18 protein-coding genes are annotated in these 23,603 nt (G+C 51.5%); 13 read left to right on the plus strand and 5 right to left on the minus strand.

Annotated elements, in window-relative coordinates:
- Positions 1–6: 6 nt before the first annotated feature.
- The 4 genes from HMF8227_RS06335 to HMF8227_RS06350 form a co-directional block, all read right to left on the minus strand.
- Positions 7–1,071: an efflux RND transporter periplasmic adaptor subunit gene (locus HMF8227_RS06335; RefSeq protein ID WP_109339370.1), complete on the minus strand. Its 1,065-nt coding sequence runs from the start codon at positions 1,069–1,071 to the stop codon at positions 7–9.
- 223 nt (positions 1,072–1,294) lie between these two features.
- A complete protein-coding gene (locus tag HMF8227_RS06340) occupies positions 1,295–2,263 on the minus strand; it encodes a D-cysteine desulfhydrase family protein (RefSeq protein WP_109339371.1) in 969 nt (322 codons plus the stop codon).
- 8 nt (positions 2,264–2,271) lie between these two features.
- The gene (locus tag HMF8227_RS06345) at positions 2,272–2,802 is read right to left on the minus strand and encodes a mechanosensitive ion channel domain-containing protein (RefSeq protein ID WP_162558519.1); all 531 of its coding nucleotides are present in this window, start codon (positions 2,800–2,802) and stop codon (positions 2,272–2,274) included.
- A gap of 90 nt (positions 2,803–2,892) precedes the next feature.
- Positions 2,893–4,173 carry a citrate synthase gene (locus HMF8227_RS06350; RefSeq protein WP_109339372.1) on the minus strand — a complete coding sequence of 427 codons (1,281 nt, stop codon included), beginning with the start codon at positions 4,171–4,173 and terminating at the stop codon, positions 2,893–2,895.
- A gap of 497 nt (positions 4,174–4,670) precedes the next feature.
- Between HMF8227_RS06350 and sdhC the strand changes: the two genes are divergently transcribed.
- The 11 genes from sdhC (at position 4,671) to glnS (ending at position 18,804) form a co-directional block, all read left to right on the plus strand.
- Positions 4,671–5,045 carry a succinate dehydrogenase, cytochrome b556 subunit gene (gene sdhC, locus HMF8227_RS06355; protein WP_109339373.1) on the plus strand — a complete coding sequence of 125 codons (375 nt, stop codon included), beginning with the start codon at positions 4,671–4,673 and terminating at the stop codon, positions 5,043–5,045.
- Positions 5,039–5,386 carry a succinate dehydrogenase, hydrophobic membrane anchor protein gene (gene sdhD, locus HMF8227_RS06360; protein WP_109339374.1) on the plus strand — a complete coding sequence of 116 codons (348 nt, stop codon included), beginning with the start codon at positions 5,039–5,041 and terminating at the stop codon, positions 5,384–5,386. The genes sdhC and sdhD overlap by 7 nt, the downstream gene beginning before the upstream one ends.
- Entirely contained in the window at positions 5,387–7,153 is a 1,767-nt protein-coding gene (sdhA, locus tag HMF8227_RS06365) for a succinate dehydrogenase flavoprotein subunit (RefSeq protein WP_109339375.1), read from the plus strand. It begins immediately after the preceding gene.
- Between the two features lie 15 nt (positions 7,154–7,168).
- Positions 7,169–7,879, plus strand: a complete 711-nt coding sequence (locus tag HMF8227_RS06370) for a succinate dehydrogenase iron-sulfur subunit (protein ID WP_109339376.1) — start codon at positions 7,169–7,171, stop codon at positions 7,877–7,879.
- 113 nt (positions 7,880–7,992) lie between these two features.
- A complete protein-coding gene (locus HMF8227_RS06375; RefSeq protein WP_109339377.1) occupies positions 7,993–10,812 on the plus strand; it encodes a 2-oxoglutarate dehydrogenase E1 component in 2,820 nt (939 codons plus the stop codon).
- A gap of 9 nt (positions 10,813–10,821) precedes the next feature.
- Positions 10,822–12,378 (plus strand): 2-oxoglutarate dehydrogenase complex dihydrolipoyllysine-residue succinyltransferase, encoded by a 1,557-nt coding sequence (odhB, locus tag HMF8227_RS06380; protein ID WP_109339378.1) that lies wholly within the window; start codon positions 10,822–10,824, stop codon positions 12,376–12,378.
- A gap of 121 nt (positions 12,379–12,499) precedes the next feature.
- The gene (gene sucC, locus HMF8227_RS06385) at positions 12,500–13,666 is read left to right on the plus strand and encodes an ADP-forming succinate--CoA ligase subunit beta (protein ID WP_109339379.1); all 1,167 of its coding nucleotides are present in this window, start codon (positions 12,500–12,502) and stop codon (positions 13,664–13,666) included.
- Positions 13,666–14,538, plus strand: a complete 873-nt coding sequence (gene sucD, locus HMF8227_RS06390; protein WP_109339380.1) for a succinate--CoA ligase subunit alpha — start codon at positions 13,666–13,668, stop codon at positions 14,536–14,538. Before sucC ends, sucD begins: the two co-directional genes overlap by 1 nt.
- 271 nt (positions 14,539–14,809) lie before the next feature.
- Positions 14,810–16,606, plus strand: coding sequence for a trans-sulfuration enzyme family protein (locus tag HMF8227_RS06395; protein ID WP_109339381.1), 1,797 nt, complete (start codon positions 14,810–14,812; stop codon positions 16,604–16,606).
- Positions 16,607–16,665: 59 nt separating this feature from the next.
- A complete protein-coding gene (locus HMF8227_RS06400; protein ID WP_109339382.1) occupies positions 16,666–17,052 on the plus strand; it encodes a SpoIIAA family protein in 387 nt (128 codons plus the stop codon).
- An 81-nt stretch (positions 17,053–17,133) separates the two neighbouring features.
- Complete coding sequence (gene glnS / locus HMF8227_RS06405) at positions 17,134–18,804, plus strand: glutamine--tRNA ligase (RefSeq protein ID WP_109339383.1); 1,671 nt, start codon at positions 17,134–17,136, stop codon at positions 18,802–18,804.
- A 127-nt stretch (positions 18,805–18,931) separates the two neighbouring features.
- On the opposite strand, the gene HMF8227_RS06410 is transcribed toward glnS, so the two are convergent.
- A complete protein-coding gene (locus HMF8227_RS06410; RefSeq protein WP_109339384.1) occupies positions 18,932–19,678 on the minus strand; it encodes a YciK family oxidoreductase in 747 nt (248 codons plus the stop codon).
- A 268-nt stretch (positions 19,679–19,946) separates the two neighbouring features.
- Here HMF8227_RS06410 and HMF8227_RS06415 point away from each other — a divergent pair, with 268 nt between their 5' ends.
- Complete coding sequence (locus HMF8227_RS06415) at positions 19,947–22,469, plus strand: VolA/Pla-1 family phospholipase (protein WP_109339385.1); 2,523 nt, start codon at positions 19,947–19,949, stop codon at positions 22,467–22,469.
- A 105-nt stretch (positions 22,470–22,574) separates the two neighbouring features.
- Complete coding sequence (gene sohB / locus HMF8227_RS06420; protein WP_109339386.1) at positions 22,575–23,591, plus strand: protease SohB; 1,017 nt, start codon at positions 22,575–22,577, stop codon at positions 23,589–23,591.
- The last annotated feature ends 12 nt before the right edge of the window (positions 23,592–23,603 follow it).

The raw sequence follows: 23,603 nt of genomic DNA on the forward strand, positions 1-23,603 counted from the left end.
TGTTCCTTAGCTGTTAACGATTTCGACAGGGGCTTCGTCTTTGAGGTTGTGTTGGCCGGTAACCACCACTTGCTCATCGCCGTTGAGTCCACTAAGGACTTCCACCCATTCGCCTTGCTGATAGCCGGTTTTAATTTCCACCTTGGAAGCGACCCCATCTTTAACCACAAACACATTGGTGCGATTGTCCTGATTGATCACCGCCCGGCGAGACAACAAGGTGGCGTTATTGTGAGTGTCGTAGTTGAGACTGACCTCGGAAAACATGCCAGCTTTAAGGCGGTTCTCTTCGTTGGGTACCCGCAGGGTGACCTTAAAGGTACCGGTAGTTGCATCGATAACGGGGCTGATGCGCTCCACATAAGCACTGACCTGAGCGTCACCCAAAGCGGCAATGCTCAGGCTGGCGGCTTGATCCACATGCACTCGGGGCAGCTCCTTTTCGGGGAGATGCACGATACCGTAGAGTTGCTTCTGCTGAACAATATGGAACATGCGCTCACGTTGGAATGATTCGGTCAGATTACCCACCTTAGCGTTACGCTCGGCGATAAAACCCGCGATGGGCGCGGTGATGGTGGTTTCTGACAGGTCCAGCTTGGCGATTTCCAGGTTAGCTTTGGCAGCATCATACTGTGCGGAGAGTTTGTCGTAGACATCGTCGCTGACCAGTTGTCGGCGGTGCATATCCTTAACCTTGGCTAATTCCTTTTCGATACCGGCAAGATTAGCTTTGGCTTTTTGCAGGTTGAGCTTATAACGCTCGGTTTCTAGCTTCGCCAGGGGTTGTCCTTGCTGCACATAGTCGCCTTCTTCCACTAGAATCTCGCGGATAATGCCGGAGGCTCTTGCCACAACGAAGGCTTCTTCCTTAGCCTCCAGAATCGCGGTAGTGGAGTAGGCCGAGGAAATATCACCGGTTTTAAGACCCGTGGTTTCCACTGGAATGGCCACTGTCTCCGTTTCTTCTTTTTGATGATCGGCACTGGCACCGGCGCTGTTGCAGCCGCTGAGTAAAGCGCTGCCCGCAATGGCCACAGTGGCAAATAGCATTCGGTAACTGGTTAACATTGTTCTTCCCCTGAATAAGTAATGGACCCGAAAAGCCCCAATTAGAGAGTATTTAGTCGTTTTAGTTGCACAGCCTGTGCCAAAATAGAAATTCCTTTTATATCATGAGTTTATTTTTGTTAGTCGCAGCGAATTAACAAAAGGTTTAAAACTTGTTGGCTAAAAACACTAATTGTTGGCGAGAGTCCCTATCGTACTTAGAAGACGCCAGGCCGTTGGGGAATCAGGCACTCAGTTGTTGGTGGTAGGCAAACAAAGCTGGACTGCCCCCTGTATGCCAGAACAATACGGGCTTATCGCTATCAAAAAAGCCTTGTTGAACCAGATCCACCAGGCCGGCAAAGGCGCGACCACTGTAGACAGGGTCCAGTAAAATGCCTTCGGTGCGCGCCAGCATTTGAATGGCCTCGACTTCCTGCTGGCCCAGTACAGCATAACCGCCAGCCATATAGTCGTTGTTCAGTTGCACTTTATCGGTGGTGACTTCGGGGGTGAGTAACCGGGTAGTTTGTTGAGTCAGTTTGGTCAGTTGCTGTTCATAAGGACCATCCATAGGATCCTGTTTGTCGATGCGAATACCCAGTATCTTGGAATTAAGTCCATATTTGGCCTGACCAGCCAGCATTCCTGCATGGGTGCCACCAGAGCATGAAGCAAACAGGATATGGCTGAATTCCGGGCCATTTTGCTGTTTTAATTCCTTGATTGCCTCGACATAGCCCAGAGCGCCGATAGGATTGGAGCCTCCATAGGGGACCAGATAAGGTGAGCGGCCTTGGGCTTTTAACTCACTGACTAATTCAGACAGCGGCTCGCCCCTTCGCTCTCTGCCTGCCCAATGCAATTTGGCACCAAATAACTGGTCCAGGAGAAGGTTTCCGGTGACAGTATCTGGCGGTTCACTGCCGAGTACCAGATGGCAATCCAGCCCCAGCTTGGCGGCAGCCGCGGCGGTCTGGCGACAATGGTTGGATTGAATTGCGCCGGCGGTGACGATGGTGTCGGCTCCGCTTGTCAGGGCATCACCTAGCAAGTACTCAAGTTTACGGGTCTTGTTGCCGCCCAGCGCCAAACCGGTTTGATCGTCCCGTTTAATCCAGATATCGGGGCCCCCCAGGGCTTCCGTCAGACGCGGCAGAAACTCAAGTGGTGTGGGTAAATGAGCAAGTGAGACTTTATCTATGTTTGGCATCAGTTTTCCTAGTCAGATTCTATGGACTCGGGTTTAGCGTCTACGGGATTTTGAGGTAACTTCACCACTGGGGTTTGTAGCAGCAAACTGTTGGGGTAAGTGATGAGTTCGCCATCCTGGCGCTGGATAAGCACATGGAAGGTGGTGATCTCTTTGATGGTTCCGGTGACATCATAGTCTTTATTGACCACCCGCACGCTGTCCCCCACCTTGTAGGGGAAGTTAAAGAAGATCAGTACTCCGGCGGTAATATTACTGAGGATCGACCACTGGGCAAACAGGGCAACACCTAAAATGGCGAAGGTGGAGGACACAAACAGCATCAGATTCTGATAGTCGATACCCAGTGTCAGTAGCAGCAGAGTTACAAACGCCAGGCTATGGGCCAGCCGTACCAATCGTTCTACTAACTGTTTGCGCTGAATGCTGGCCTCTTTGGTGTCCATAACGCGGTTTAGAAAGCTGCCCAGGGCCCGGCGGGTGAGCAGAAACGCCAGCACCACAGCCAATAACGCCAGGGCGGTTAGGGGAAAAGACATTTTAGTCCTGCTGTTATTACTAAGTGTTTATAGCCTAAACAAAAAAACGCCGCATTGCGCGGCGTTTTTTTAAGTCTTCTGATTGTCGACCTATTTCTTGATCGGCTGGTACGGCTTTTGTGCTTCGCCAGTGTAAAGCTGACGAGGACGACCAATCTTCTGGCCTGGCTGAGATAGCATCTCGTGCCAGTGGGAGATCCAGCCCACGGTACGTGCCAGAGCAAAGATACAGGTAAACATATTGGTTGGAATACCGATGGCCTTCAGCACGATACCAGAGTAGAAGTCCACATTGGGGAAAAGCTTCTTCTCTTTGAAGTAGTCGTCGCTCAGAGCGATACGCTCCAGTTCCATGGCCACGTCCAGCAGAGGATCGTCGATGTTAAGCTCTTCTAAAACTTCATGACAGCTTTCACGCATTACCGTCGCGCGAGGGTCATAGTTTTTGTATACCCGGTGACCGAAGCCCATCAGACGGAAAGGGTCGTTCTTGTCTTTGGCTTTTTCGATGTAAGTGGGGATTTGATCCACACTGCCGATTTCCTGCAGCATGTTCAAACAGGCTTCGTTAGCACCGCCATGTGCTGGGCCCCAAAGTGAAGCAACACCAGCAGCGATACAGGCGTAGGGATTGGCGCCCGACGAGCCGGCCAAACGCACCGTTGAGGTTGAGGCGTTTTGTTCGTGGTCGGCATGCAGGGTGAAGATACGGTCCATTGCGCGCACAACCGCAGCACTTGGCTTGTACTCTTCCGCCGGTACCGAGAACATCATATTCAGGAAGTTTTCGGCAAAGGATTTGCTGTTATCGGGATAAACAAACGGCTGACCAATGTTGTACTTGTAACACATGGCAACCAGCGTCGGCATTTTTGCCACTAAGCGATAGGCGCTACGCAGACGCTGCTCGGGGTCATGAATGTTCAGGTCGTCATGGTAAAATGACGAAAGGGCACCGACTGTGCCGCACAGCATAGCCATAGGGTGTGCATCGCGGCGGAAACCACGGAAGAAGTTGTTCACCTGATCGTGCACCAAGGTATGGTGGGTGATGGTATGCTTGAATTCGGCGTACTGCTCAGCGGACGGTGCTTCACCGTGTAGCAGCATGTAGCAAACTTCCAGAAACTCGGCGTCCCGGGCCAGTTCTTCGATAGAGTAGCCGCGGTGCAGCAGAACACCATTTTGACCATCGATGTAGGTGATGTCAGATTCGCAGGAACTGGTGGCGGTGAAGCCAGGATCGTGAGTGAAGTAACCGTGTTTACCCAGGTTACGCACGTCGATGACATCATGTCCTGCGGTTCCTGATAGCACAGGAAGCTCAATCTCCTTGTCGCCTACTTTTAGGATGGCGTTGTTATCTGCCATAAGATGCTCTCCTTCAGATTGCGTCTGTCGTCAATTGAAAAACTCGTCGGACCTTATACGATGTGGCTTTCGCCAAGGTTCAAAAGTGCGAAAAGTTCCAATCAGCATGAAAAAGTGCGGCTATTTGTACTGATAATGAGCCGTCAAGTCAATTTAAATGCGTTTTTGGTCGATATCTATGCAACTAAAGTGGCATAGCCACAGAAAAAGAATCAGTCATGATCCTAGCCCAGAAATTGGCGTATTGCCTGATAATGACGTCGAGCATGAGACAGATTCTATCTGGACAATAGCCAGTAACAAAAATTGTAATTATTGTGGCAGCTAGATATACTCTGCTGCGTTTAAGTCTCGGTGGTTGTAGCTTTTTTTTAACATTTTGCTGTTACAAAATGATAACAATTACCGGATTAACCGAGATGTCATGCCAGTGACATTTTTGCGCACCGGAATGACGTTGAAATTCAAACCCCAAAGGGTAAAACGGGCAACAAGTCGTGAATAAACAAAGACCAGTAAATCTAGAACTCAATACGATTAAGTTTCCTCCCGCTGCTGTTTCATCCATCCTTCACCGTGTGACCGGTGTGGCCATGTTTTTTGCCTTGCTGTTTGTAATCTGGGCATGGGCCGTGTCGGTATCGTCTGCGGACGGCTTCGCCATGGTGTCAGAGTGTATGAACGGTGTGGTGGGCAAAATCATCGCCATCGGTACAGCCTCTGCTTTTACCTATCATCTGTTGGGCGGTTTGCGCCATATGGTGATGGATATGGGTTATTGGGAAGAGCTGGAGTCCGGTAATAACAGTGCGAAGGCTGTCATCGGTCTGTGGATTGTGCTGACAGTAGTATTGGGAGTGGCATTATGGTGACCAATAAAGCGAGTTTAAAACGCAATGGGGTTCAGGATTTTGTGACCCTGCGCGCCACCGCAGTGATAATGGCGGCTTTTGCCATTTTTATGCTGTGGTTCTTTGTATCAACGCCAAATCTGACTTATGAACTTTGGCGTGGTCTGTTTTCCGGTCTGGCGATGAAGGTCTTCACCTTCGCAGCATTAGTTTCCATCATGCTTCACGTGCGCATCGGTCTGTGGCAGGTATTGACTGACTACGTTAAAGCCACCGGTGTTCGCATGGTTGTTCAGTATTTGTTGAATTTATTGGCTTTCGTCTATGTGGCGGTAGGCCTGTTCGTATTGTGGGGTGTGTAAGTGAGTATTCCAGTACATGAATTTGACGCCGTCGTGATCGGCGCTGGTGGTGCGGGAATGCGCGCCGCCTTACAGATTTCTCAGTCCGGTAAATCCTGTGCCTTGTTGTCTAAAGTGTTTCCAACTCGCTCGCACACGGTTTCGGCGCAGGGTGGGATAACCGTTGCACTAGGCAATGCCCATGAAGATAACTGGCAATGGCACATGTATGACACCGTCAAGGGGTCAGATTACATCGGTGACCAGGATGCCATCGAATACATGTGTGAAACCGGTCCTAAGGCCATTCTTGAATTAGAAAATATGGGCCTGCCTTTTTCCCGCTTTGAAAACGGCAAAGTATATCAACGTCCTTTCGGTGGGCAGTCAAAAGAATTTGGTGGCGAGCAGGCTGCTCGTACCGCTGCCGCAGCTGACCGTACCGGTCATGCGCTGTTGCACCTGCTGTATCAGCAGAATGTAAAGAACAAGACCAAGGTATTCAGTGAGTGGTATGCGCTGGATCTGGTGAAAAACCAAGACGGCGATATCGTTGGCTGTACCGCCATTGATATTGAAACCGGCGAAGTGGTTTATTTTAAATCGAAAGCCGTGGTACTGGCCACCGGTGGTGCAGGTCGTATTTATGCGTCAACGACCAATGCTCATATCAATACCGGCGATGGTGTTGGCATGGCACTGCGTGCAGGTGTACCGGTGCAAGACATGGAAATGTGGCAGTTCCACCCAACGGGAATTGCCGGTGCCGGAACGCTGGTAACGGAAGGTTGCCGCGGTGAAGGTGGTTACCTGCTGAATAAAGACGGTGAGCGCTTCATGGAGCGTTATGCTCCGAATGCCAAAGACCTTGCCGGCCGAGACGTGGTAGCTCGCTCCATGATGACGGAAATTCGCGAAGGTCGTGGGTGTGATGGTCCCTGGGGGACTCACATTAAGCTGAAGCTGGATCACCTGGGTAAAGAGGTACTCGAATCTCGTCTGCCTGGCATTCTGGAGTTGTCCCGTACATTCGCTCACGTGGATCCGGTTAAAGAACCTATTCCGGTCATTCCAACCTGTCACTACATGATGGGGGGTATACCGACCAACGTTCATGGCCAGGCCCTAACTATGGATAAAGAAGGCAATGAGAAGGTCGTGAATGGCCTGTTTGCCTGCGGTGAAATCGCGTGTGTGTCGGTGCACGGGGCGAATCGCCTGGGCGGTAACTCGCTGCTGGATCTGGTGGTCTTCGGCCGTGCTACAGGTATGCATCTGGGTGAGGCGCTGGATGAAATTGGTACGCCTCGTCAGGCGTCGGATTCTGATCTGGACGCTGCTCTGGCGCGTTTCAATCGCTGGGAAGGCTCAGAGAAAGGCGAAGATCCGGTACAGATTAAGAAAGACATGCAGCAGTGCATGCAGATGAATTTCTCGGTGTTCCGTGAAGGTGAAGCCATGGCCAATGGTCTGGCCGAACTGAAAGAGATCCGGGAGCGCTTGCAACACGCTCGTCTGGACGACAAGAGCTCTGACTTCAATACTCAGCGCATCGAGTGTTTAGAGCTGGATAACCTGATGGAAACCGCATACGCCACAGCTGTTGCGGCGAACTTCCGTACCGAGAGCCGCGGCGCTCACAGCCGGGAAGACTACCTGGATCGAGACGATGAGAACTGGTTGTGTCACACCATCTACTCTCCTGAGACCGAGCAGATGAGCAAGCGCCAGGTGAACATGTCTCCGAAAACTCGCGAGGCTTTCCCGCCGAAAGCTCGGACTTATTGATAGGGTGGTATAACGATGAAATTAGAATTTTCCATTTACCGTTACAACCCGGATGTTGATAGTGCGCCCCGGATGCAGGATTACCAGCTCGAGGTGGACGAAGGTCAGGACATGATGGTGCTGGATGCGTTAATTCAGCTCAAAGAGCAGGACCCGACGCTGTCGTTCCGCCGTTCTTGTCGCGAGGGCGTGTGTGGCTCCGATGGTATTAACATGAATGGCAAAAACGGTCTGGCCTGTATTACTCCTCTGTCGGCGTTAGGCAAGGGTAAGATTGTGATCCGTCCATTGCCTGGATTGCCAGTCGTTCGCGACCTGGTTATCGACATGAGCCAGTTCTACACCCAGTACGAGAAGGTGAAGCCGTTCCTGATTAACGATGGCAAGAACCCGCCGGCGCGTGAGTTTTTGCAGTCGCCGGAAGAGCGGGATAAGCTGGACGGGCTGTATGAGTGTATTTTATGTGCTTGTTGCTCTACATCTTGCCCATCATTCTGGTGGAACCCGGACAAGTTTATCGGCCCGGCTGGTTTGCTGCACGCATACCGCTTCCTGGCCGACAGCCGTGATACGGCCACCGAAGAGCGTCTGAATGAACTGGATGATGCCTTTAGTGTATTCCGCTGTCATGGCATCATGAACTGTGTCAGCGTATGTCCGAAAGGGTTGAATCCGACTAAGGCGATTGGTCAGATCAAGTCTATGCTATTGCAACGGGCTGTTTAGTGACGTTAGTGATACAGGCAACTGATATCACAGCGTAGTAATACTAAATAGCCATCCGTGGAGGGTGGCTATTTTTTTGTTATTTGCTGAGTCTTACGAACTAAGGGACAACAATGCTAGAAAGCGTGATGAAAGCGTGGTGGGATTCCTCCCACATGGCTGGAGGTAACGCAGCCTACGTAGAGGAAGTCTACGAGGCCTACCTCGACGATCCGCAAAGCGTATCGGACGAATGGCGCACGATTTTTGACCGTCTCCCGAAAGTGGAAGGGGTAGAGCTGGAAGCCAAGCACAGCGATATCCGCCAGCAGTTTCGCGAACAGGCGAAGCTGGGGCCCATGGGACGAGTCAGTGCGGCGGGTGCAACCGGTGCCGCTACCGACGACCGTCAGGTCAAGGTGCTGCAACTGATCAACGCCTACCGTTTCCGTGGGCATCAAAATGCCAATCTCGACCCTCTGGGTTTGTGGAAGCAGGATCGGGTGCGTGATCTGGAACTGGCCCACCACGAACTGAGCGAATCAGATTTTGACACGGTGTTCAATGTCGGCTCTTATAAAGTCGGCAAAGACAGCATGCCCCTGGGTGAGCTGTTTAAGTCATTGAATCAAACTTATTGCGGGTCGGTGGGTGCAGAATACATGCACATCACCGATACCGAACAGAAGCGTTGGATTCAGCAGCGCTTCGAATCGGTGCAGGCCAAACCTGAATTTGACCGCGATGCCAAGATCAATATCCTTAAGGGCCTGATCGCGGCTGACGGCATGGAAAAATACCTGGGCTCTAAGTTCCCGGGCGCTAAGCGTTTTTCGCTGGAAGGTGGTGATGCGCTGATCCCGATGCTGAAAAACCTCATCAGCCATGCCGGTGAAAAGGGTGCCAAAGAGGTGGTTGTGGGAATGGCTCATCGTGGCCGCCTGAATGTGTTGGTGAATGTACTGGGTAAAAACCCCTCCGTCCTGTTTGATGAATTTTCCGGGAAACACGACGAATCACTCGGTTCGGGTGACGTGAAGTACCATATGGGCTATTCATCGGACTACGCTACCCCAGGTGGCAATGTGCATTTGGCGTTAGCCTTTAACCCTTCACATCTGGAGATTGTTAACCCGGTAGTGATGGGCTCGGTGCGTGCGCGTATGGATCGTCGCGGCTGTGAAGACGGTTCTACGGTGTTACCGATCACCATTCACGGTGACTCTGCGATTGCCGGACAGGGCGTGGTGCAAGAGACGTTCAATATGTCTCAGACCCGCGCTTTCCAAACCGGTGGTACGGTACGCATTGTGATTAACAACCAGGTGGGTTTTACCACGTCCAAATTGGATGACACCCGTTCGACGCCCTACTGTACAGATATCGCCAAGATGGTCCAGGCGCCAATTTTCCATGTGAATGCCGACGATCCTGAAGCAGTGGTTTTTGTGACTAAGTTGGCACTGGATTATCGCAACACGTTCAAGCGGGATGTGGTGATTGATTTAGTGTGTTATCGCCGTCATGGCCATAACGAAGCCGATGAGCCCTCGGCCACTCAGCCCCTGATGTACAAGAAGGTCAAAAAGCACCCAGTACCTCGACAGATTTATGCCGATCAACTGACAGCCGAAGGCACCATTGATAAGCACGAGGTGGAAAAGCTGGTATCCGATTATCGCTCTGCTCTGGATCACGGGGCTTGTGTGGTGGATGAATGGCGTCCGATGACCGAGCATTCGGTGGACTGGTCACCTTATCTGGGCCACGACTGGAATACACCTTACAAAGGTGAGATCGGTTTGGACAAACTCAAAGAGTTGGGCGATCGCATCTGCACCATCCCTGAAGGCTTTGAACTGAACAGTCGGGTCGCTAAGTTGTATAAAGACCGTCGAGCCATGATCGATGGCGAGCGAAAACTGGACTGGGGTATGGCAGAGACTTTAGCCTACGCCACGATCGTCGATGACGGCTCGCGTATTCGTATGACCGGGCAGGACTCTGGCCGGGGCACCTTCTTCCACCGGCATGCGGTACTGCATAATCAGGCGGATGCCGAGACCTACATGCCGTTGCAGAATATCCGGGAAGGCCAGGGCCCGATGGAGATCTACGACTCGGTATTATCGGAAGAAGCGGTGGTGGCCTTCGAGTATGGTTACTCCACTGCAGAGCCGGATTGCCTGACCATTTGGGAAGCGCAGTTTGGCGACTTTACCAATGGTGCTCAGGTGGTTATCGACCAGTTCCTGAGCTCCGGTGAGCAGAAGTGGGGCCGTTTGTGTGGCCTGACAATGCTCTTGCCTCACGGTTATGAGGGGCAGGGGCCAGAACACAGCTCGGCGCGACTGGAGCGCTTCTTACAGATGAGCGCCGACCACAACTGGCAAGTGTGTGTACCATCGACGCCGGCTCAGGTGTTTAACATGCTGCGCCGTCAGATGCTGCGTCCTATGCGTCGGCCATTGATTGTGATGTCACCGAAGTCCTTGTTGCGTCACGCTCAGGCGACTTCGTCACTGGAAGAGTTGGCCGAAGGGCAGTTCCACAACGTTATCGCTGAGATTGACGATCTTGATCCTAAGAAGGTCAAGCGTGTGGTCATGTGCTCCGGTAAGGTGTATTACGACCTGCTCGACCAACGACGCAAGAACGAACAGGATGACGTTGCCATTATTCGTATTGAGCAGCTTTATCCGTTCCCTCATGATGAGATTGCTGAGGTGCTGGAGCCATACAAACACGTCACCGACTTTGTATGGTGTCAGGAAGAGCCGCAAAACCAGGGTGCCTGGTATTGCAGCCAGCACCATTTCTATGCCGCCATCCCGGATGGGGCAAAATTAACTTATACAGGACGTCCGGCGTCAGCTTCGCCGGCCGTGGGTTACGTTTCCGTGCATAATATCCAGCAAAAAGCGCTGGTCGAAGATGCACTTGCGACAAAATAAGGGACCACAATGAGTGTAGAAATTAAAGTTCCGGTACTACCAGAATCCGTTGCTGACGCGACCATTGCCACTTGGCATGTAAAGTCGGGTGACAGCGTAACCCGTGATCAGCATCTGGTGGATATTGAAACCGATAAAGTGGTGCTGGAAGTATCCGCACCGGCCGATGGCGTGATTGCCGAAATCCTCGAAGATGAAGGTGCCACCGTCAATGGTGAGCAGGTTATCGGTAAGCTTGAAGAAGGCGCCTCAGGTGAGTCTTCAAGCAGCGATGACAAAAAAGAAGAAAAGAACGATAAGGCTGACGGTAAAGACGGTGATAAGGCAGAGTCTAAGTCAGACAGCGACGACGCCGAAGGCGAATCCATGGAGGTCAAAGTGCCGACCTTGCCTGAGTCTGTTGCCGATGCCACTGTAGCCACCTGGCATGTTCAGCCAGGCGAGCAGGTATCCCGCGATCAGAATCTGGTGGATATTGAGACTGACAAGGTAGTATTAGAAGTCGTCGCACCTGCCGACGGTGCGGTCAGTGAGATTTTGGCTGAAGAAGGCACCACCGTTGAAGCTGAACAGGTTATCGCTAATTTTAAGGCTGGCGGTGGTCAGGCGTCCTCTTCTGATGACAAAAAGACTCAGTCAGAGAGCAGCAGTGAGGATGAGGGCAGTAGCGATGCGCTGAGCCCTTCGGTGCGCCGTCTGTTGTCTGAGAAAGGCTTGGATCCGGCTAAGATTAAGGGCACAGGCAAAAATGGCCGCATCACCAAAGAAGATGTGGAAAAGCACCTGAAATCCGGCGGCGATAAGGCGAAGTCAGACGATAAAGCCGAGAAAGCGGCCGACGCGCCAGCGGCAACCGGCATGGCCGACCGCACTGAGAAGCGCGTGCCCATGACCCGTCTGCGTAAGACCATTGCTAAGCGTCTGCTCGAGGCTAAGAATTCCACGGCCATGCTGACCACCTTTAATGAGGTGAACATGAAGCCGATCATGGATATTCGTAAGCAGTACAAGGACGTTTTCGAAGAGAAGCACGGCATCCGTCTTGGCTTTATGTCCTTCTATGTTAAAGCCGTTACTGAAGCCTTGAAACGCTTCCCTGAGGTGAACGCCTCCATTGATGGTGACGACATCTGCTACCATAATTATTTCGATGTCTCTATCGCGGTATCCACGCCTCGCGGCCTGGTAACGCCGGTCGTGCGCGACTGTGACCAGATGGGACTTGCTGATATCGAGAAAAACATTCGTGAGCTGGCCTTAAAAGGTCGTGATGGCAAGCTTTCCATGGATGATTTGCAGGGCGGTAACTTTACCCTGACTAATGGTGGTGTATTTGGCTCGCTGATTTCAACGCCGATTATCAATCCACCGCAAAGCGCCATTCTGGGTATGCACAAGATCCAGGAACGTCCTATGGCGGTCAATGGCAAGGTGGAAATTCTGCCAATGATGTATCTGGCTCTGTCCTACGACCATCGTATAATAGATGGTAAAGAGTCTGTTGGCTTCCTGGTAACCATTAAAGAGTTGCTGGAAGACCCGACCCGCCTGCTGTTGGACATTTAATCGCCACCTAAAGCCCCGACCCGCTGTCGGGGCTGTCTTTTGTGGCGGCTTACTTTTATAATCTTGTGAGTCGGTTGCATGTCTATGCAACTTTCTCACTCAAAACAACGGAACGAACACCATGAATTTGCATGAATATCAGGGCAAACAGCTATTTGCCGAATACGGGTTACCCGTATCCGAAGGCTATGCTGCTGATACGCCTCAGGGTGCCGTAGAAGCGGCCGAGCGTATTGGTGGTAACGAATGGGTAGTTAAATGTCAGGTCCACGCTGGCGGTCGCGGTAAGGCCGGCGGTGTAAAACTGGTTAAAACCAAAGACGAGATCCGCGATTTTGCGCAAAACTGGCTGGGTAAGAACCTGGTCACTTTCCAGACGGATGAGAAAGGTCAGCCTGTTAATAAAATTTTGGTTGAATCTTGCACTGATATCGGTAAGGAGCTGTACCTAGGTGCTGTTGTTGACCGTGGTACTCGCCGTATCGTCTTTATGGCTTCTACCGAAGGCGGTGTTGAGATTGAGAAAGTCGCCGAAGAAACTCCGGAAAAGATTCTAAAGGCAGAAATCGATCCTCTGGTAGGCGCTCAGCCATACCAGGCGCGTGAAATTGCCTTTAAACTGGGTCTGGAAGGCGCACAAATCAAGCAGTTCGTTAAGATCTTCATGGGTCTGGCGAAGATGTTTGAAGATTTAGATGTAGCACTGATCGAAATCAACCCATTGGTTATTAAAGAAGACGGCGATCTGCACTGTCTGGATGCCAAACTGGGTGTTGATGGCAACGCACTGTACCGTCAGCCTAAGGTACAGGGCATGCACGATCCTTCTCAGGAAGACGAGCGCGAAGCTCATGCGTCTAAGTGGGAACTGAACTATGTGGCGCTGGACGGCAACGTCGGCTGCATGGTGAACGGTGCGGGTCTGGCTATGGGTACCATGGACATCGTAAACCTGCACGGTGGTAAGCCGGCTAACTTCCTGGATGTGGGCGGCGGCGCGACCAAAGAGCGCGTTGGCGAAGCCTTTAAGATCATCCTGTCTGACGACAATGTGAAAGCGGTATTGGTGAACATTTTCGGTGGTATTGTTCGCTGTGACATGATTGCCGAAGGTATTATCGGTGCAGTGAAAGAAGTTGGCGTCAACGTTCCGGTTGTGGTTCGTCTGGAGGGCACCAACGCCGAGTTGGGCCGTGAAGTTCTGGCCAATTCCGGTCTGGATATCATTGCTGCTTCCAGTCTGACTGACGCGGCACAGCAAGTGGTCAAAGCTGCGGAGGGCAAATAATGTCAGTATTAATCGATAAAAACACTAAGGTTATCTGTCAGGGCTTTACTGGCGGACAAGGCACCTTCCACTCCGAGCAGGCCATCGACTATGGTACACAGATGGTTGGCGGTGTGACGCCAGGCAAGGGTGGCACTACTCATCTGGGTCTGCCGGTATTTAACACCGTGCGCGAAGCTGTTGAAGCCACCGGCGCGACAGCGACTGTTATCTATGTTCCTGCGCCTTTCTGTAAAGATTCCATTATTGAAGCTGCGGATGCAGGCATTGAACTTATCGTTTGTATCACCGAAGGTATCCCGACGTTGGATATGCTGTACGTGAAAGAGTACGTCGATAGCAAAGGCGTACGTATGATCGGTCCTAACTGCCCGGGTGTGATTACGCCGGATCAGTGCAAGATCGGCATCATGCCAGGCCATATTCACAAGCCCGGTAAAGTGGGTATCGTATCTCGTTCCGGTACGCTGACTTATGAAGCCGTGAAGCAAACCACCGACGAAGGGTTCGGTCAGTCCAGCTGTGTGGGTATCGGTGGCGATCCGATTCCAGGTTCTAACTTTATCGACATTCTGGAAATGTTCGAAAAAGATCCGGAAACCGAAGCCATCGTGATGATCGGTGAAATCGGCGGTACTGCCGAAGAAGAGGCAGCGGCCTTTATTAAGGACAACGTCACTAAACCGGTTGTATCTTACATCGCAGGTGTTACCGCGCCTCCAGGCAAACGTATGGGCCATGCTGGCGCCATCATTGCCGGCGGTAAGGGCACTGCTGATGATAAATTTAAGGCACTGGAAGCGGCTGGCGTAAAAACCGTTCGCTCCCTGGCTGATATTGGTAAGGCACTGCGCGAAGCCACTGGCTGGTAAGCCACCTCACCAAGTAACACGGTAAACAGCCCGCTTTTTAGCGGGCTGTTTTGTTTTAGCCCTAATCATCTGCTGTGGTTAATATTGCTACTGTTCAGAATTTTGAACAAGCCAGCCTAAGCTCAGCCATATTGATACCCGCTGCGACCACTTGCTGTATGCACCGTAAATAAAAGCTGCCAGGTTGCTCTATGACTGTTCCCGTCTGGGGTGCCAGTCAGAGCCAATTGCTGTTTAATAGAATGCAAATAATAAGTAAAAAAGGTTTGTTATGCGCGAGCAGCAGTCCCTGAAAGCAGCAAAATTACTCTCACCCAAACGCAATACCACCCGCAGTCACTCTGTAGATGAACTGGCTGCGGAGCAGCTGGATCATTTCGGCGTTGACCCGAATACGGATTATGGTCGCACTCTGCTCAGCACGGCGCGGCATCTTTATGAGGCGCAGCTGGATATTAGCGAATTGTGGCAGATCACTAATCAGACACTGGGGGATCTCAGTCGTAAAGATAAAATCGCCTACTTTAATGCCAAAAAGTTTCTTTCGTTTCAGATTGCTAAAATTCTGGATACGCTGCAAAACCCGTTTCGTGCGACTTTCCAAAGCCTGCATTTGCACAATGGCACCCAGGTAGGGCAGAGCCATTATCCGCTGTTCGACAATGTTACCGCGCTGTTTTCTGCCACACCCGTTATCGTGCGTACCGCCACATACGTATATGCTTGTACTGAATGGGTGGACGATGCTTTTCAGGGCAAGGAATTTACCCATCAAATTTATTCGCGCTTGTTAAATCCCACCAATATTAGTCTGGCCAATGCCATTGTGGACCTCGAGGCCGGGCCTTATTCGGCCGATTATCTGGCCTGGAACTTCAACTCTGGAATGGCCGCCATCGATGGGGTGCTCTCCAATGTACTCAGTCATGGCGATGTGCTTTTGGTATCGCGCAATGTTTATGGTGGCGTATACCAGCTGCTGCATGATTACTACGCCCGTGAAAAGCGCCTCAATATCCAACTGGAGTGGTTCGACGGTTATGATGCCAACAGCTTTAAACTGCGCCTTGAGGAGGTGAAGGCTAAGTATCGCGAACGGCTGCAGGACCATGAGCTGCATGTGTATCTGGAGTCACCCTGTAACCCTCACGGTTATGTTCTGGATGTGGCCGGGATCAGTAAAGCCGCACACAAGGGGGGTCATCAGGTCATTCTGGACTCAACGCTGGCTACGCCGGTACTGCATCAGCCCTTACAACGCAAGGATAAGACTGAGCGCCCCGATTATGTGGTGCACAGTTATACCAAAGACATTTGTGGTAGTGGCGCCACCACCGCCGGTGTGGTGATTGGTGAGACTTATAAGATGTTCCAACCCAAAGGCGAGAGTATCAATGGCTATGACTGGTCACGTACTCTGTTTTGGGATGTGTATTACATCAAGGGAGCCTTCCTGGATTCGGAGAAGGCCTTTGATGTGCTAACTGGCATGAAGACCCTGGAACAGCGCATCATGATCAAGAGCATTAATACACAGGTGCTCAGTCAGTTTCTCGATTCTCACCCCGATATACAGGTGCATTGCCATAGTCTGAGTCACAATCACAATGCGGCAATTCGGGAAAAGCAGCTCCGTCATGGCTGGCCTTGTGCGCTGTTTACCATTGATATGGAAAAGGCGGGCCTGTGCCGTGATACCTTTGTACGCTTTTTCGACGCTCTGGAGCCCGCCTTCAGTCATCAGGTGAGTATCGGGCAGAACAATACTATTGTGCTCTGTCCGGCCCTCACGTCACACTCGGAAATGGGCCCGGAAGAGCAGCAAGAGGCCGGCATTTATCTGACCACACTGCGCATCGCTGTGGGCACTGAAAATATTAAGGAACTGATCGCTCACTTTATCAATGTGACGCGCCTGCATCTGGACCCGGTTATGCCGGGCTTTAGCGAGCAGTTTATGGGCTCCGAAGATATCGACAATCTCTATGACTCGGTCGCTGAGACCGTGTGTCGACAGCACTTTACGACCGGCACAAAAGTCTCCGAGCTGTTAGAAACGAAAAGTTAAGCATCAACACGCGCTGGCTCGTCTACACTTTGCCTGAGATAAAAGCAAAAGGGGGCGGCATGAGTATTGAACGGCATGGCCTGTCGGTAGGTATAGAACGAGTCGGTGAGGACTTTTTTCTGACTCTTAAAGCGGTGGGGAAGCTGACTCATGAGGATTATAAGCAGATTACTCCGCTACTGGAGTCGGCGCTGGACGGCCTGGAGGAACCCAGGGGCTTAGTGTTTGTGGATGCGACTCACATGGAGGGCTGGGAGCTGCGCGCAGCCTGGGATGACTTTAAGCTGGGCATGGCCCATGGTAAGAAGTTTAAGAAAGTTGCCATCTGGGGCAATAAAAACTGGCAGGAGATGGCGGCCAAAATTGGCGGCTGGTTCGTGTCCGGCGACGTCAAGTTTTTTACCTATCATGATGATGCGTTGAATTGGTTGTTGAGCGACGATTGATATAAGTCCCTGCTGTTTTTAGCGCCTGAACTGTTATAATGCTCGCTTTATTTTTCAGTGTGTTAGCAGGGGATAGCATCCATGGCCGAGACCGAGCACCGTCCGACCAATTTTATTCGTCAAATCATCGACAAAGACCTTGCCGAAGGTGTGCATGATCATGTGCATACCCGTTTCCCGCCTGAGCCCAATGGTTTTTTGCATATTGGTCATGCCAAGTCGATCTGTCTGAATTTCGGACTTGCGGAAGATTATCAGGGCGAGTGCAATCTGCGTTTTGATGACACCAATCCCGAAAAAGAAAACATCGACTATGTGAACTCCATAAAAGACGATGTGCACTGGTTAGGATATGAGTGGCTGGGTGAGCCCCGTTATTCATCGAACTATTTTGACCAGTTGCACGGCTTTGCTAAAGAGCTGATTGAAAAAGGCCTTGCCTATGTGGATTTCAGCGATCCAGACACCATCCGTGAAATGCGTGGCACCCTGAAAGCACCGGGGCAGAACAGTCCCTACAGAGACACACCGGTAGAGAAGAATCTGGCGGAATTTGAGAATATGACTGCCGGTAAGTACAAAGAAGGTGAGTGCGTGTTAAGGGCTAAGATCGACATGGCCTCGCCCTTTATGTGCATGCGTGATCCTGTTCTGTATCGGGTGAAATTCGCGCATCACCACCAGACTGGGGATAAATGGTGTGTTTACCCCATGTACGATTTTACCCACTGTATTTCCGATGCGTTGGAAGGTATCACTCATTCTCTGTGCACTCTGGAGTTCCAGGATAATCGCCGTTTATACGACTGGGTGTTGGATAACATCACCATCGATGCGCGTCCGCGTCAGTATGAATTTTCGCGCCTGAATCTCGAATACACCATCATGAGCAAGCGTAAGCTGATTCAGTTGGTAGAAGAGCAGCATGTGGATGGCTGGGACGACCCACGGATGCCGACCATTGCCGGTTTGCGCCGCCGTGGCTACACACCAGCCTCAATTCGAGAGTTTTGTAAACGCATTGGGGTTACCAAGATGGACAACATCGTGGAGATGGGGGTACTGGAATCCTGCATCCGCGATGATCTGAACCAGCATGCCGCCCGGGCCATGGCGGTCATGGATCCCATCAAGGTGGTGATTGAGAATTATCCCGAAGACGCCGAGGAGATGCTGATCGCCCCCAATCACCCTAATGATCCGAAGATGGGTCAGCGGGAAGTGCCCTTTAGTCGTGAACTCTATATCGAACGGGAAGACTTTCGCGAGTCGGCCAACAAGAAGTTTAAGCGTTTAGTGCTGGACAAGGAGGTGCGCCTGCGCAATGCCTATGTCATCAAGGCTGAGCGCGTCGAAAAGGATGCCGAAGGTAATGTCACGACTGTCTATTGCTCGTACGATCCTGACACTCTGGGTAAGGACCCGGCCGATGGTCGCAAGGTTAAAGGCGTGATCCACTGGGTATCTGCCAAACACGGTGTAGAAGCGGAAATTCGTGAATACGATCGTCTGTTTAAGGTGCCCAATCCCCAGGCTGAAGAAGTCTTTACCGACGCCATTAATGAGGAATCACTGGTGGTTCGTACCGGCATTATCGAACCTAGCCTGAACGAGGTGCCTCGCGGCAAAGCCTTGCAGTTTGAGCGTATCGGTTATTTCTGCAAGGACAAGTACAGCACCGAGAAAAAAACGGTGTTCAACCGTACCGTAACGCTAAGAGATACCTGGGCCAAGATTGAGGCTAAGGAATAGTCGCGGACGCTTTGCTTAATTAAGAAAAAACTAAGCCATCGTTCACAGGCCCTGTGCAGCTCCAAGGAAGGAGTTACGGCTAGCCTGTGAACGATGGCTTTGTCGTATCTGTCATCAAGTAATGAGGTTACCTTTTGGGCTGCGCATCCAGGCTCTGGCCGGTGGTCTCAGCGCTGGCATCACTCATTAAATAACAATACAGCGGCATAATTTGCTCTGGCGTTTTCAATGTCTTGGGATCTTCGCCAGGGTAGGCCGAGGCCCGCATATCGGTGCGAGTGGCGCCGGGGTTAATACAGTTAAAGCGCATCGAGCTGTTTTCAAACTCATCGGCCAGCACTTGCATCATGCCCTCGGTGGCAAATTTAGATACCGCATAGCTGCCCCAGTGAGCACGGCCTTTGCGACCCACACCAGAGCTGGTGAAGATGATCGAGGCTTTTTCGGCTTTTTGCAGCGTCGGCAGCAGGGCCTGGGTCATCATAAATTCGGCAGTCACATTGACCTGCATGACTTCCTGCCATTCGTCGAGCGGGATCTGACTGAACGGGCGCAGGTGGCCGAGCAGGCTGGCGTTATGTAACAGCCCGTCCAAGTGGCCAAATTCTTGTTCAATGGTCGCGTTCATCTGTTGGTAATGGCTGAGGGTTGCGCCTTTGAGATCCAGTGGCACGATAGCAGGCTCCGGGCCTTGGTCGGCGATGATTTCATCATAGGTCGTTTCCAGCTTACTGGTAGTGCGTCCCAGTAAAATCACGGTAGCGCCTAAACTGGCATAGGTTTTCGCTGCGACTTTGCCGATACCATCGCCGGCACCGGTTACCAGAATGACTTTATCCCTTAGTTCATTGGTCTTTGGTTGGTAGTCAAACATGATTAATACCCATTATTTGGTTTACTTCATTTTATCAGTTAACTGCTTGTTTGTGGTTGCATTTATAGGATTAATGATTGAGCTAACAATTGGTTAACAAACCTTTGCAAAACCAAGGTAAAGCCAATACTATTGTGAATAATGCAACTGGTCGTACATGTTGGCGAACGTCATTGATTACGACCAGTTTAAAACAGCAATGATACCAACCGGGCCAATGCGGTCATGGCGGTGGATAAAAACAACAATAGGATCCTGGGGAGACACAATGAAAAAACTCGTATTAAGTGCAACCATTGCCACAGTGCTGGGACTGACGGGTTGCGGCGGCGGAGAGACGCTCGAAGAGCTGCAAAATGAGGCCGAGCAGTCACCAACGCCACCCACATCTAGAATCGTTTTCGATCCAGCTGCCAGTAACCTCAATGTTCCCAATGACTTACTGATGATTCCAAATGGTGATCTTTTCGATTTCACTATCAATACTGTCAGTGTCGCGGAGTTTGATCCGGGTAATCCTCAACATGCGCTCAGTGCGCTGGACGGTTGGTCAACACAGCATCCTTTTACCATTAATATTAATGTACCTGAGGGGTCATCTTTGAACGAAGACACCCTGATGGACGCCATTCATATTTACGAGGCTACTCAGGCGCTGGAAGGTGAGTCGCAAATTTGTCAGGGCATCGCAGCCGAAGCGGGTGCCCCGGGCTTACCTTGTGAACTGGGTGATGAACTGGTTTATGGTGTGGATTATGTGGCCCAAATGCCCGATCCATCCTCTGGTACTATTAATGTAGTTCCTCTTAAACCACTCAAGTCCGGCCAGGGTTATGTACTGGCAATGACAGAATCGTTAAGAGACAGTGCCGGTAATGCCGTAAAGGGGTCAACCACCTGGGATCTGGTCAAACAGGACCCTGAGGTCAATCCTCTGGCTACTCCGGACCAGCTACAGCTTCAGGGTATTGTAAATACCTTTATTCCATTGTTGGAAGATCGGGGTCTGGTGCGAGAGCGTGTGTCCTATGCGGCTTATTTCTCGACTCAGTCAACCGGCGAAGTATTGTCCACCATTCGTAAGATGGAAATAGGGGAGTACGCTCAAACATTGCAGGGAGCGCTGGGGCAAGGCTTGCCTCTCCAGCAAGCGCAGGCCGCAGCAGCAGGAACACTGCCAGAAGTGACTGCATCTGTTGCCGCAGGCTCTGTATATCCGCAAATTCTACAAGTGTCTTTGCCCGCAGACCAGTTAGCAGGCATTCAGGCCGCAGGTCTGGATAATTGCAGCAACTTATTTACTGCGGCAGGCGCGGGCGACCCCACTGCCGGTCAACTGGTGGGGCAGTTTGGTGCATTCTGCGCCGCGGATTTAGCCGTTGGTAGTGCGTCGCTACCATACTACTCCAGTGCAGATATGCCGATGGATCAATGGTGGCGTGCGGCCTGTACGTCTGGCGCAATGCTACAGGCTATGGGCCAGGAGCAAGTCACGCAACTCATCGCCGCGGGAGCCGTGGGCGAGAACAATGCGTTGTGTCAGGCTCTGTCCGACGGCCAGCTGTTTGACCTTAATCTGTCAGCCGTGGGTATTGATGACCCTCGTCACCTGACCAAGTACAACCCGATTCCAGAACAACAGTCAGTACAGGATGTTCCGGTTCAGTATACTGTACCGAACCTGGCCTTCCAGAATATGGTTGCTGCCAGCACTCCAGGTCTCGAGCCGATTGCCGCTATGCCTGAGAACGGCTGGCCGGTGGTGATCTTGCAGCACGGTATCACGTCCAAGAAAGAGGACATGCTGGCTATGACTGGGGCGTTGTCACTGTTTGGCTTTGCGACTGTCGCGATCGACCACCCTTTGCATGGTGAACGCGGTTTTGGTCAGGTGAATGCCACAACGGGCAGTGCAACGGCCTATATGAACCTGGCGAACTTGCTTGTTACCCGGGATAACCTGCGCCAGAGCATCGCCGATACCCTGGCGTTACGTTTAGGCCTAAATGCGCTTAACGACGCTACCGGTCAGGTGACTATCAATCCAAACGCCGTATCCTATGTAGGGCATTCGTTGGGTGGTATTACCGGTACTGCAGCGCTCGCTATCGCGAATAGTGAACTGGATGGTCAACTGGCTGACTTTGCCTCCATGACGGCAATGGAGTCGGCGACACTGGCGATGCCAGGTGGTGGTATTGCCGGCTTCCTGTTGGATTCACCCACTTTCGGTCCGGTTGTTAAAGGCTCTTTGCTGGCAGCATCGTCAGAAGACTTCCAGCAAGCGTTACAAGCGTACATGGTGGAAAATGGTCTGACCGATCCCGTGAGCGCAGCTGCTCAGTTTTATCCTTTGTTTGAACAGAGCCTGAGCGGCGCTCAAAAGGCAGAAATTGAGAGCACGTTCGCTGGTTTCGCATTTGCAGCCCAGACTGTGGTGGATGCCGCTGATCCGAATAACTATGCGGCAACGGTCGCTGAGAACACCAATGTGCACCTTATCGAAGTTGTCGGTGATGGTAGTGAGCAGAACTTACCGGATCAGGTGATTCCCAACAGCACGTCATTGCCACTGGCGGGCACCGAGCCACTGATTCAGTTACTGGGACTGCCGAACATCGTGAGTACCACCGTCGGTGAGGGCGCTGTGCGCTTTAACCAAGGTGGGCACAGTTCACTGCTTGACCCGTCCAGCAGTGCGGCTGCCACCTCTGAGATGCAGACACAGGTAGGTGCATTCCTCAGTAACGGTGCCATTGTTATCTCCAATGAAGCGGTGATTGCTCAATAATCTAGCGATTCACCGTTAATTGACGAAGCCGGACACTTGTCCGGCTTTTTTTGTGTTAAATTCGCCCTCTTAAGGGGTTCAATATCGAAAAAGGAGAAAACAACGGTGCAATTTCTCTATGAATACGGCCTGTTTTTATTGCAAGCCATCACCATTGTCGTGGCGATTTTACTGGCGGTGGGCGGCATTATGGGCTTGGCGAACCGGCATAAACACAATAAGGGCGAATTAGAAATTACGTCGTTATCGGAACGACTTGATCATATGGTGGAGCAGGCTCAGCACGTCCTGCTGGACAAAAACGAGTTGAAGAAGCGTCATAAGGCGCGTAAGAAAGAGCAAAAACAGCAAAGCAAGAATGAACAAGCGCAGAATAAGCTCTTCGTGATAGATTTTAAGGGCTCCATTGACGCCCGGGAAGTCGAACAGTTAAGGGAAGAGGTCAGTGCCATTTTGAGTGTGGCCGAGGACAACGACGAAGTGCTGGTTCGCCTGGAAAGTGGCGGTGGTATGGTCCACGGCTATGGCTTGGCAGCCTCCCAGCTGCAGCGATTCCGGGATCATAAGATTAAAATGACCGTGTCAGTGGATAAAGTGGCCGCGAGCGGTGGCTATATGATGGCCTGTGTGGCCGATAAAATTATCAGCGCGCCTTTTGCCATTGTCGGCTCCATTGGTGTTATTGCTCAGCTGCCTAATTTTCACCGGTTGTTGGATAAGAACTACATCGACTTTGAGCAGCACACCGCTGGCGAATTTAAGCGTACTCTGACGCTGTTCGGCAAAAATGATGATCTGGGTCGAAAGAAATTCCGTGAAGAACTGGAACAAGTGCACGGTATGTTTAAAGATTTTGTCAGTGAACACCGCCCCAAGCTGGACATTGGCAGTGTGGCCACGGGGGAATATTGGTATGGCATAAAAGCCAAAACTATGGAACTGGTGGACGAAATTAAGACCTCCGATGATTTTTTGTTTGCCGCTAACAAAGAGCGTCAGATTTACAAAGTTGAATTTAAAACCCGCAAGAACCTGGCCGAGAAGCTGGGTCAGTCTGTGAGTGTGGGCACAGAAAGCCTGCTCGATCGGTTGTGGCAGAAGCTACAATTACCCTGGGCGTAGCCAAGCGTTTGG

This window comes from Saliniradius amylolyticus, assembly GCF_003143555.1.
GTDB classification, from domain to species: Bacteria; Pseudomonadota; Gammaproteobacteria; order Enterobacterales; family Alteromonadaceae; genus Saliniradius; species Saliniradius amylolyticus.